Genomic DNA, 10,108 nt, shown 5'->3' with positions numbered 1-10,108 from the left:
TAGGGGCCTCCCGTCCTGCCGATCGAAGGACTGTCAATGTTCGGACCGGGCCGTTTCCCAGTTCTTTGGTCGGTGTTGCTGCCTTGGGGTGCCCTTTCTGTCTCGGTTTAGATTCCGCTGCCTTGGCGGAAGGCTTCGGCGACGGAGTGGTCAAGGTCGTCGGCCATGTCGTCCCACGATGGGGCGTTCCAAATTTCAATCCAGTCAATGGCTCCGCAAACCACCAGGTCTCGTTCTAATTTGGCGAAGCTTTGCAAACGAGCGGGGATCATTATGCGACCCTGAGCATCGGGGCGTACTTCTTCAGAGCGTGCCGCTAAGCCTCGCAAAACATTGGCGTCGGTGGCTCCGGCCCTTACTTCTGTTTCTAGGCGACGCACCATTACTTCGAAGCGTTCGGCGGTCCAGAGCGCTACGCAGCCGGCCCAAGGCGAGAGGTAGGCCGTGTCCGCAAAATGGCTGCGGAACTTAGCGGGGAGCACCAAGCGTCCTTTTCCGTCCAGGGTGTGGTCGTAGGTTCCGACGAAGGCCATTTTGTTGCTCCTCTCTGTTGATAGTTCAGGTGGTGGTGTTGATGTTCACCTTAGGAGTTGATTCTCCCTTTTCCCCCACAAGGCTCCACTCTAATCAACTATTCCTCCACAATGCAAATCAATTCACCCTTTGGGCGCGCAAAAAGAGAGATCTTTCACCGCTTTGCTCCCCTACAACCCCCAGTCAAGGGAGGCAGTTAAGGGAGGCGACGCAAAAAAGCTGCCAGGAGATCTTGGGCCGAAACATTCAACCCGGCCGCTAAATCAGCCAACTCGGTGGCTGCTCTCTTTGGCAAACCGAAAACATCGACCAACTCTTGTGGCTCCCAAGCCAGCAAAACCGCACACTGAAACCTGGCCCCCTGCCGGGTTCGACGCTGACTAACCCCCACCACCTTGCGGCCCCCCACCGTTAGCTCTCCTGGCCCCAACCCAGCAAAACAGATATCACCAGACCACTCCGAGGCTTGCATCGCCTCTCGGTGAACTTCCGCTTCCCAACCCAGGTCTTTAAGGGTCTGTTCCCACACCTGACCCAACCACCAGGTCGCTTGACCAACATCATCAAGCCAAAGTTCATCTTTCTGCGGCAACAGCACATCGACCCAAAAGACATCTTCGGCCCGCAACAGCACCGCCGCTCCTCCCGATCGGCGCTTTGTTACTTCTCGCCCGAGTTGCTCCGCTCGCCGAGCAACGGCCTGGTCTTGTCCGCTACCTAAAACAAGCGTGGGTTTTTCTATTGGGCAAACCAGCAACCCTCGCTGACTAAAATCCGGTTCCAACTGATGCAGTTCTGCTACCGAGCCTTTTGGATACGAGATCTTCCAGGAGGAACGGCTCAAGTTGTTACTCGAGAAAAGCTCCGCGTCCAACGCAGCCAAGTCACCACATCTTCCGTGGACGGCAACTGTGCCGCATCGCCATATTGTGTGACGCTACGTAAGGCCATTAAAGCAGGGTCCGGCAACGGCAAAAACGGAGGACGCAGCCACCAGTGCTTCCCGGCCAATCGGTGGGCTTGCACCAGCGCGGTCAGCCACAGGCTGGGGTGCGCCAACAAGGCGACACCTACACGCAGCAACCACTTACCCCTCATCACTCCTCAACTCTTCGCATCGAAGCCTTTACCATTTGCCTTTACCTCGCCACCCGTACCGCACAAAACTTTTGCTAACTGGCTTTGGGTCACGCTTAGCGTCTTCCTTGTTCTCCCCGTTGAAAACGTTCACGCATTTTGGCCCGAGTATCACCCAAAGTATTTTTCAAAGTAGAACCGCGATTGGATTGTGCTGCTTGTTGCAAACTGGTGCGCCCCAAATGGCGAGCGCTTCGTTCTAATGCTAAACCCGAGGCCATCATTACCAAAAAACCTCCGAAGGCAAAAACATACGAAGTAGACAAGCTAAGCACCATGGCGGCCAAGCCCACCAAAAAACCGAGGACAGACCACTTGAGGTGGCGCAGCGAATAGGTGTAAACCGTCGTTTCTGCGACCTCACGAGCCAACCCGGGGTCGGTTTCGTAAAGTTGCTCTTCTATTTCGCTGAGGATTCGTTCCTCGTCTTCAGAAAGTGGCACCTATGTATCCAATCATGTTTTACCCCCCTAGCATCGCATACCTTGCCCCCAGCCACAACTCCGTTCTTAATAAGTCGAGGCAACAAGTGGTAAAAATTTCTTCCACTGAGCCTTTTTTAATTCTCGTCTTTGTTGGGGCCCCACTGCTGGTCACCTCGTTGCTTCGGCTTTAGCCCGTCGGGGCCGACCGCCGAACCCGGACCAATGGCGTCTCCCCCAAATCGGCGGCGTATTTCGTCTACCGTTTCGTCTATTTCACGCCACGACGGAGCCCCGGCATCTTCGAGGCGCAGTTGTTGCGCTTCCGCCCCCTGCAGTCCGCTCACGGCGACCCCTAAAAGTCGTACCCCTTTGCTGAGGTCCAAGTTGTCCAGCAAGGTTTGGGCCACCGATAAGATCTCGACTCCCAGGTCGGTGGCATCAGGCAAGGTATGCGATCGGGTCAAGGTGGTGAAATCTGGTGCCCTTACCTTGATGCTGATGGTGCGCCCCAACTTGTCTGCCTTGCGCAACCGCCCGGCTACCGCATCGACCATGCGGGTAAGTTCTCGCCGTAAAGCGGGGCGAGCAAAAAGGTCCTGAGCGAACGTTTCCTCGTGACCGATTGATTTAACCCCTTGTTGCGGGTTAACTCTTCGTTCGTCCCTTCCCCGAGCCAACCGCCAGAGTTGGCGACCCGCCGCATTTCCTAAAGTAGTTATCAACGTGGTTTCTGGTACTTGAGCGAGGTCCCCCACCGTTTGGATACCTAAACGGTGGAGCCGTTCTTCAGTTTTGGGCCCTATTCCCCAAACTGCTTTTATGGGCAACGGAAAAAGAAACCCGTTGATGTTTTCTGTCTCCACCACGCAAACCCCAAGGCCAGGAAGAATCTCTTTGCCTTTGACTCGGGGCTTTGCCTCGTTGCTGGCCAACTTGGCTAAGAACTTGTTGGGAGCCACCCCCACTGCGCATCGCAAACCTTCGGCGGCGTATATTCGGTCTCGGATTTCTTGAGCTAATTTTTGCGGTGCCCCCAACGACCGGCCGGCCCCGGAAACATCAAGAAATGCTTCGTCAAGGGATATGGGTTCTACCAGCGGAGTGAACTGTTCAAAAATATCCATGATCCGGCGGCTGACTTCTTCGTAAAGACCGTAGTGGCCAGATAAAAAAATCAGGTGAGGGCAAAGCTGCCGAGCACGGTACGACGACATGGCCGAGTGGATGCCGTAGATGCGAGCTTCGTACGAAGCAGCCGCCACCACCCCTCGTTCTCCGGCACCTCCCACCACCACGGGTTTTCCCCGCAACCCGGGTTGTTGCACAATTTCTACCGAAGCAAAAAATGCATCCATATCAACATGCAAAATGGACGGCGTTTTTGTCACTGGCGCTCTACTCGAAGTTCTCCCTGACTGGTTTTTCGTGCCTGATACGAAAAATGAGCACCCAAGGTTTGCGGACTCGTCAACCAACTACTCACCGGTTCCTGCACCCAAAGTGGTGACTCTTTTAAAAGCAACCCGGCATCTTTTTGTTGAACAAAGCGCGCCTCTTCAACAATCCCATCGGGGTCTTCGAAAATGAACTCGCCTGACCACAAGTGGGCACGGTGTACTTCAACTTGTAGCAGCATGTCACGATCTGTAAACGCTACTTCTACGGTGTAAGCAAGCTCGCCCCACTGATCAACTCGCAGGCCAGTTTCTTCAATCACTTCTCGCCGTAAGGCCTCCAAAGGTGTTTCTCCTTCGTCGACTACCCCACCGGGAGGTGTCCAATCCAGAGAACCGTTGCGTCGCCGGTTGGCTACCAACAAAAGGCCTTGGGGGTTTTGCAGTAATGCTCCTGCTACTTTCCAATGCCTCATCTTCCTAGTCTGCCACTTCGCAGCAGGCAAGGTGACCCCTACCCATACGCAAACTTTTTGTTCGCTTGGCTCACTCGTTTACTGACCTCTTCGCTAGCCTCGCGAGGCAAGCAATAGGATCCAAATAACTACCCAAACCAATGAGAAGCCAACACGTGAACGATCAGCCCGCCATCACCTCTACTCCTGCACAATCTGCTGCTCCCTCGTTGACAGCACGCCTTCTCGCTCTGGTGGCTATTGTCGTCGCTGGTGCTTGCGGAGGTTTGGTCGGCTACTCCGTTGCTGATTTACAGTGCGCTGATGGTTGCACCGCTTGGGCGGGGTCCTTCGGGGTCTTTGGCGCTGTGCTGGCCGCCGGCGGGGTGGGCATCGTTTCGGTCTTGACCTTGCGAGCCATGACTGAATGGCGCACCGGGCAACGCCAACAGTCCCTACGCCAGCGACGCTCCAACAACTAAACCCCGTGGCTGACCCAACGCAACTTCGAGAATTGGCCTTAGCGGCGGCACGTTTGGTGGCTCCCACTTTGCGCCAAAAAGCCGGCCGAACCCCCGCCGAAGATACAAAAAGCACGCTGACCGACATGGTCACCGCGGCCGACCGTTGGTCAGAAGAAACGCTCGTCAACTATCTCCTTAGCCAACGCCCCAACGACGGCGTTTTGGGCGAAGAAGGAGCGTCGGTAAACGGCACCTCTGGGGTGCGCTGGATCATTGACCCCATTGATGGCACCACCAACTTTATGTACGGGCTCACCGGGTACACCGTTTCCATCGCCGCCGAGGTAGACGGTGTGCTGGTCGCCGGGGTCATCGTAGACCCGGCAGCAGGTGACGAATTTGCGGCCGCTCTTGGCCAAGGGGCTACCCGAAATGAGCAAGAAATTAGGGTCAGGCCGGCACCAAACTTGACTCATGCCTTGTTGGCTACCGGTTTTGGTTACCGACCTGAGCGACGTGGCGAACAAGCGCAGTCTTTGGTAGCGGTCCTGCCTCAGGTGCGAGACATTCGCCGTTTTGGTGGTGCGGCCTACGAACTGGCCAGCGTGGCTTGTGGCCGGGTAGATGGTTACTTTGAAAGTGAACTGAACCTCTGGGATATGGCTGCGGGCCTTGTTTTAGTTGCCGAAGCGGGGGGCGTGGTGACCGACCTTGAAGGAAACTTTCCTCAAAAAGATTTTGTCCTCGCCACCACAGCAGAACTTCACCCGGAACTCATCAAATTGCTTCGTTCGGCGGAGTACCTTTAAATGTGCGATGATGGGCACCGATGAGATCCACTTTTGCCCTCTCTGTTGAGACTGTATGACCTTAAGAGAAACCCGCGTACTTACCGTTGAAGACGACGAACGTATCCGTACTGCGGTGCGTTTGGCCTTAGAAGAAGAAGGCTGGACGGTTGACGAAACAGCAACCGGCGAAGAAGCATTAACCGCTTTTGCTCGCCAACCCGCAGATGTGGTGCTGATTGACATCATGTTGCCCGGTATGGACGGGTTTGAGGTTTGCCGCAATATTCGCCGAAACAGCGATGTCCCAATTGTCATGGTGACTGCTCGCGACGATACCCATGATGTGGTTGCGGGCTTGGAGGCTGGGGCCGACGATTATTTAACGAAACCTTTCGCCCCTAAAGAACTTTCCGCTCGCATTCGAGCGTTGCTGCGACGGGCCCGATCCACTGACAACGTCCCTTCACGCATCGTTATTGATCGCCTTGAATTGATTCCCGATGAAGGGGTGGTCAAAGTTGAGGATAAAGAAATCCATCTCACCCGAACCGAGTTTCGTCTCCTTGTTGAGTTAGCTGCACAGCCAGGACGGGTGCTCAGCCGCGAAGATCTCTTGCAAAAGGTGTGGGACTACGACTATTTCGGCGACGGTCGGCTAGTTGACGTGCACGTTCGTCGATTGCGCACCAAGATTGAACTCGACCCCGCCAACCCGCGCTATGTCATGACGGTGCGTGGCATGGGGTACAAACTACAGCCCTGATTCTTAAACTTCCCTTATGAGCGAACTCGCAGCCGGCCAAGATACGGACCCTTCCTCCGCTCTTAAATTCGGCCTCCAGTCAAGCATTTTATTTTCTTTTGCCATTGGCGGGCTCGCTCTTTCTTTGCTGCTGGCCGGCGCTACATTGATTTTGGCTCGTCAACAGTTGGTAGAAAACCGCGAGGGGGCGGCGGCGGCCATAGCGGTAAACAACGCCAGCCGTCTCAGCAACCAACTCACGCCGGAGTCAACTATTGAAAGTTTACCGTCCATCGTTGACTCGTTGACTCGCATTGAGGGCGCTCAACCGGTGGTACGACTTAACGATCGTTGGCTTCCGGGGCCGGAGATTGGGCGCGAAGACCTCCCGCTTTTGTTACGGATTCAAGTAGCCAACGGCGCTGCTGGACAACTGCTTACCGAGATCAAAGGGCGCCCTCACCTTGTTATTGGTATTCCGTTGGTGGCATTTGATGCCGACTATTTTGAAGTCGTTGACTTGGTTGATCTTGACGACACCTTGCGTACTTTGCAAATAATTTTGGGAAGCGCTGCTGCTTTCACCACCTTGATGGGCGCATTGGTGGGGCTTTGGGCCAGCCGTAGAACGCTTCGCCCTTTACGCCGGGTAGGGGTAGCGGCGGCGGCCATTGCAGGTGGGCGTCTCGATACACGGTTAGCAGATATCGATGACCCTGATCTTGATCAACTCACGCAATCTTTTAACGAAATGGCCGAAGCTTTAGAAAAACGCATTCAACGAGATGCCCGTTTTGCCTCCGATGTAAGCCACGAATTGCGCAGCCCTTTAACCACCTTGACTTCCAGCGTGGCAGTTTTGGAGGCGCGCCGCCATGAATTGTCAGAACGTTCACGAACTGCTTTGAATCTTCTCTCTAGCGATCTCACGCGTTTTAGTCGTTTAGTAGAGGACCTTTTGGAGATTTCTCGTTTTGATGCTGGGGCTGCTTCTCTGGATCTCTCCGGGCTCAAAATTCATGCTTTGTTAACCGCAACCTTGCGCTCTTTACATCTTGAAAAAACAGCGCTTACTGAGAACGATGGGGCTATTGACTTGTTGGTCAACGGAGATAAACGTCGTTTGGGACGCGTGTTTTCGAACCTCTTTACCAATGCCCTGCGTTACGGCAACGGGATCTCCGCCGTGGTTATTAGTGCTGACTCCCAGCATGTTTGGGTGGCCGTGGATGATCACGGTCCTGGGGTGATGGCTTCGGAACGGGAAAAGATTTTTGAACGGTTTTCTCGAGGCTTGGCCGGGGGGCAAAGGGAAGACGATGCCGGGAGCGGGTTGGGTCTCAGCATGGTGCGAGAAGATATTCGCCTTCATAGCGGTCGAGTCTGGGTAGAGGAGCGGCCAGATGGTATTTTAGGCGCTCGTTTTGTTGTAGAACTCCCCCGCTTCAACCCTGGCTTGGAGGATTTGTGATGTTGCGCTTACTCTTTCGGTCGTTTGCTTTCTTGCTCAGCCTCTCTCTATTTTCTTGCGGGATTCCTTTAGAAAGCTCACCTCGAGACCTCTCGGCTGAACTCCCGGACGCCCTCATCGAAGGAGCAATCACCACTACCACTCCCCCCGCGGTATTAGAAACAGTAGAAATCTTTTTAGCCCAAGATTCAGGCGATGGGGTCATGGTGCTGCAAACCGTGGAGCGCCAGATTGAACCCGACGGTTCGGTCAACACCATTTTGGCTCAGGTGCTGGTGGGCCCGACGAGCAAGGAACAAGAACAAGGGCTTATTTCCCCGTTAGCCGAGGGGAGCATTTTGGTGGGGACGGTGCTCGACGGTGACATTTTGCAAGTGCAACTGAACAGTTTGGATGGGTTCCCTATTGACGACTCGTACAGCAACCAACTGGCTTTCGCCATGCTGGTCTGCACGGCCACCGAGTTGATTGCCGGCATCGAAGTTGAGCAAGTTTTGGTGCTCGTTAAACGAGACGGCTTGCTTGCTTCGGTCAATGCTCCCATAAGTGACGGCGAACCGTCGGCCGAGGGGGCGCCGGTGCGCTGCGAAAACTACGTCTCATTTTTGCCGCCTGATTTAATCGAGGGCTTTACCAATGACCTGCCGGTAGACCCCGTTGATTAGTCTCTTCCTATGGCGATAATTCTTTCTCTTGATGCCGGCACCACCAGCGTGCGCACTTTGGCGATAAACGAGCGGGGGGAAATTGTTGATCAGGCCCAGCAGGAGTTTCCGCAGTATTTTCCGCAGCCCGGGTGGGTGGAACACGATGCTCAAGAAATCTGGGAGGCCGCTCAAAAAACCCTTACTGAAGTGGCTGAACGCCTAACTCAACCAGTGGTTTCGATCGCCATTGCCAACCAACGAGAAACCGTGGTGGCTTGGCATGCGGTCACTGGTTTACCCCAGCATCGAGCCATTGTTTGGCAAGATCGCCGTACTGCCGACCGGTGCCAAGAACTTACTCAAGCCGGGCATCTTCCTTTTGTGCGAGAAGTCACTGGGCTAGTTCTTGACCCTTATTTTTCTGGCACCAAGATGGCGTGGCTGCTTAGCGAAGGGAATGTCTCTGCAGATGCTGACCTGCGTCTCGGCACTATTGATTCTTGGCTGTTGTGGAAACTCACTGGCGGGAAGGTCCACGCAACCGAACCCTCTAACGCCAGTCGCACCATGCTTTTTGACCTAAGGAGCGGGTGCTGGTCAAAGGAACTTTGTGACCTTCTGGGTGTTCCTCTGGCGGCCTTACCCGAGGTTTTCCCTTCGTCGGGGCGTTTCGGGGTAACCGATGCGGCCAGCCCGGTGGGTTCCGGGGTACCCATTAGTGGCATGGCGGGTGACCAGCAGGCGGCACTTTTTGGTCAGGCTTGTTTTGCCGCTGGGCAGGCCAAAAACACTTACGGCACGGGGTGTTTTTTATTAGCGAACATTGGCGATGATTTGCCATCCCCGGCCGATGGCTTGTTGACCACGGTGGCTTGGCAACTCGAGCAAGGTGGCCCGTTGACTTACGCCAGCGAGGGGTCTATTTTTTCCGCCGGTTCGGCGGTCCAGTGGTTGCGCGATGGCTTGGGCATCATTGATCACGCATCCGACCTTGAAGATTTGGCGCAAAGCGTGCCCGATACCGGGGATGTTTTCTTGGTTCCGGCTTTTAATGGTTTGGGAAGCCCCTGGTGGGACCCTTGGGCGCGTGGAACCTTGGTGGGGCTGACCCGAGGAACCGGCCGAGCTGAGATGGCTCGTGCGGTGGTAGAAGCCATGGTCTTTCAGACCAGAGATGTTGTTGATGCCATGTCTCGAGAGGGTCTTACCATTGCCGATTTGCGTATCGATGGCGGGGCGGCGGTCATGGAACTTCTCCTTGATCTGCAAGCCGACCAACTGAATATTCCGGTAACTCGTTCGGCTACTACTGAAGCGACTGCTTTGGGGGCGGCGTGGCTGGCCGGACTTGCCGAAAGGGTATGGGGTTCCCTTGATGAACTTTCTGACCTTTGGCAAGCGGACCGCACAGCATTGCCCACTGCGGATCGTAAAAATGTGAACGTTTTGCATCAACGCTGGCTACAAGCCGTTGATCGCAGTCGCCGGTGGGAGCAACCGTCGCAATAACGGTTGCCAAAACTCTTACCGCTGGTTAATTCCTGACTCAATACGTGTTTTGAGGTCGTCTACTGCGGTGTGGACGATTTTTGCTTCGAGGCGACGCTTTACAAAGCCTGGTAACCGAACCAAGAGATCTACTTCAAGGTGGTAATGCACTTTTGTTACGTTTGGGCTGCCTTCTACTGCGGTGAACTCGTATTCGCCGTCCATGCGACGCATCACGTCGCCGTCCAGGAGCCGCCAAGCCATGCGTAGCGGGTTTGACCCGTAGCTGTAGCGCAAGGTGTAGGTAGTACTGCGCCCCATGGCGGCGGCCCGGAAAGCCGCATCACCGACGCGCCCTTCGTCGTCTCGAGCAACCACGGTGGCTTCTTTAATGTCGTCGGCCCAGTCGGGGTAACGCTCTACGTCGAGGGCGGCGGCAAAGCACTCTTGTGGTGAGGCTTGAATGAGAATGTGTTGGCTTGCGTGATCGGTCATTGGTTTCTCCCTGTCTTGACCATACCGGAGCGAGAAGCGGGGCAGCGGGGATGCTAAACACTCAC

The 10,108-nt window shown here is 55.1% G+C and carries 13 protein-coding genes; 6 read left to right on the top strand and 7 right to left on the bottom strand.

The annotated features are described in order from the left end of the window. Positions 1-107: 107 nt before the first annotated feature. The 6 genes from EYQ49_01600 to EYQ49_01575 form a co-directional block, all read right to left on the bottom strand. A complete protein-coding gene (locus tag EYQ49_01600; protein ID HIG24573.1) occupies positions 108-533 on the bottom strand; it encodes a cell division/cell wall cluster transcriptional repressor MraZ in 426 nt (141 codons plus the stop codon). A gap of 197 nt (positions 534-730) precedes the next feature. Then, positions 731-1,462 (bottom strand): lipoate--protein ligase family protein, encoded by a 732-nt coding sequence (locus tag EYQ49_01595; protein ID HIG24572.1) that lies wholly within the window; start codon positions 1,460-1,462, stop codon positions 731-733. Then, the gene (locus tag EYQ49_01590; protein HIG24571.1) at positions 1,375-1,632 is read right to left on the bottom strand and encodes a hypothetical protein; all 258 of its coding nucleotides are present in this window, start codon (positions 1,630-1,632) and stop codon (positions 1,375-1,377) included. Before EYQ49_01590 ends, EYQ49_01595 begins: the two co-directional genes overlap by 88 nt. Positions 1,633-1,727: 95 nt before the next feature. Beyond that, positions 1,728-2,114 (bottom strand): DUF3040 domain-containing protein, encoded by a 387-nt coding sequence (locus tag EYQ49_01585; GenBank protein HIG24570.1) that lies wholly within the window; start codon positions 2,112-2,114, stop codon positions 1,728-1,730. Between the two features lie 116 nt (positions 2,115-2,230). Continuing rightward, a complete protein-coding gene (locus EYQ49_01580) occupies positions 2,231-3,451 on the bottom strand; it encodes a DNA polymerase IV (protein ID HIG24569.1) in 1,221 nt (406 codons plus the stop codon). Positions 3,452-3,480: 29 nt separating this feature from the next. Further along, positions 3,481-3,966 (bottom strand): NUDIX hydrolase, encoded by a 486-nt coding sequence (locus EYQ49_01575; protein ID HIG24568.1) that lies wholly within the window; start codon positions 3,964-3,966, stop codon positions 3,481-3,483. 155 nt (positions 3,967-4,121) lie between these two features. Between EYQ49_01575 and EYQ49_01570 the strand changes: the two genes are divergently transcribed. From EYQ49_01570 to glpK, 6 genes are read left to right on the top strand one after another with little or no spacing between them, the layout of a single operon-like run. Next, a complete protein-coding gene (locus EYQ49_01570) occupies positions 4,122-4,427 on the top strand; it encodes a hypothetical protein (protein HIG24567.1) in 306 nt (101 codons plus the stop codon). Next, entirely contained in the window at positions 4,373-5,218 is an 846-nt protein-coding gene (locus EYQ49_01565) for an inositol monophosphatase (GenBank protein ID HIG24566.1), read from the top strand. Before EYQ49_01570 ends, EYQ49_01565 begins: the two co-directional genes overlap by 55 nt. A 55-nt stretch (positions 5,219-5,273) precedes the next feature. Then, positions 5,274-5,963 carry a response regulator transcription factor gene (locus EYQ49_01560; GenBank protein HIG24565.1) on the top strand — a complete coding sequence of 230 codons (690 nt, stop codon included), beginning with the start codon at positions 5,274-5,276 and terminating at the stop codon, positions 5,961-5,963. Between the two features lie 16 nt (positions 5,964-5,979). Next, a complete protein-coding gene (locus EYQ49_01555) occupies positions 5,980-7,413 on the top strand; it encodes a HAMP domain-containing protein (protein HIG24564.1) in 1,434 nt (477 codons plus the stop codon). Next, positions 7,413-8,078: a hypothetical protein gene (locus tag EYQ49_01550; protein ID HIG24563.1), complete on the top strand. Its 666-nt coding sequence runs from the start codon at positions 7,413-7,415 to the stop codon at positions 8,076-8,078. Before EYQ49_01555 ends, EYQ49_01550 begins: the two co-directional genes overlap by 1 nt. Positions 8,079-8,087: 9 nt before the next feature. After that, positions 8,088-9,569, top strand: a complete 1,482-nt coding sequence (gene glpK / locus EYQ49_01545) for a glycerol kinase GlpK (protein HIG24562.1) — start codon at positions 8,088-8,090, stop codon at positions 9,567-9,569. 15 nt (positions 9,570-9,584) lie between these two features. Here the strand turns inward: glpK and EYQ49_01540 are convergent, their stop codons facing one another. Continuing rightward, positions 9,585-10,043, bottom strand: coding sequence for a hypothetical protein (locus EYQ49_01540; protein ID HIG24561.1), 459 nt, complete (start codon positions 10,041-10,043; stop codon positions 9,585-9,587). Positions 10,044-10,108: the final 65 nt, after the last annotated feature.

The organism is Acidimicrobiia bacterium, from assembly GCA_012959995.1.
Lineage (GTDB): Bacteria > Actinomycetota > Acidimicrobiia > Acidimicrobiales > MedAcidi-G1 > MedAcidi-G2B.
This window is presented reverse-complemented; position numbering and strand designations above follow the sequence as displayed.

What these genes read in the sequence shown, in the direction of transcription:
- EYQ49_01600 (HIG24573.1), bottom strand. Translation starts at nt 533, where the DNA reads ATGGCCTTCGTCGGAACCTACGACCACACCCTGGACGGAAAAGGACGC.
- EYQ49_01590 (HIG24571.1), bottom strand. Translation starts at nt 1,632, where the DNA reads ATGAGGGGTAAGTGGTTGCTGCGTGTAGGTGTCGCCTTGTTGGCGCAC.
- EYQ49_01580 (HIG24569.1), bottom strand. Translation starts at nt 3,451, where the DNA reads ATGGATGCATTTTTTGCTTCGGTAGAAATTGTGCAACAACCCGGGTTG.
- EYQ49_01575 (HIG24568.1), bottom strand. Translation starts at nt 3,966, where the DNA reads ATGAGGCATTGGAAAGTAGCAGGAGCATTACTGCAAAACCCCCAAGGC.
- EYQ49_01565 (HIG24566.1), top strand. Translation starts at nt 4,373, where the DNA reads ATGGCGCACCGGGCAACGCCAACAGTCCCTACGCCAGCGACGCTCCAA.
- EYQ49_01560 (HIG24565.1), top strand. Translation starts at nt 5,274, where the DNA reads ATGACCTTAAGAGAAACCCGCGTACTTACCGTTGAAGACGACGAACGT.
- EYQ49_01555 (HIG24564.1), top strand. Translation starts at nt 5,980, where the DNA reads ATGAGCGAACTCGCAGCCGGCCAAGATACGGACCCTTCCTCCGCTCTT.
- EYQ49_01550 (HIG24563.1), top strand. Translation starts at nt 7,413, where the DNA reads ATGTTGCGCTTACTCTTTCGGTCGTTTGCTTTCTTGCTCAGCCTCTCT.
- glpK (HIG24562.1), top strand. Translation starts at nt 8,088, where the DNA reads ATGGCGATAATTCTTTCTCTTGATGCCGGCACCACCAGCGTGCGCACT.
- EYQ49_01540 (HIG24561.1), bottom strand. Translation starts at nt 10,043, where the DNA reads ATGACCGATCACGCAAGCCAACACATTCTCATTCAAGCCTCACCACAA.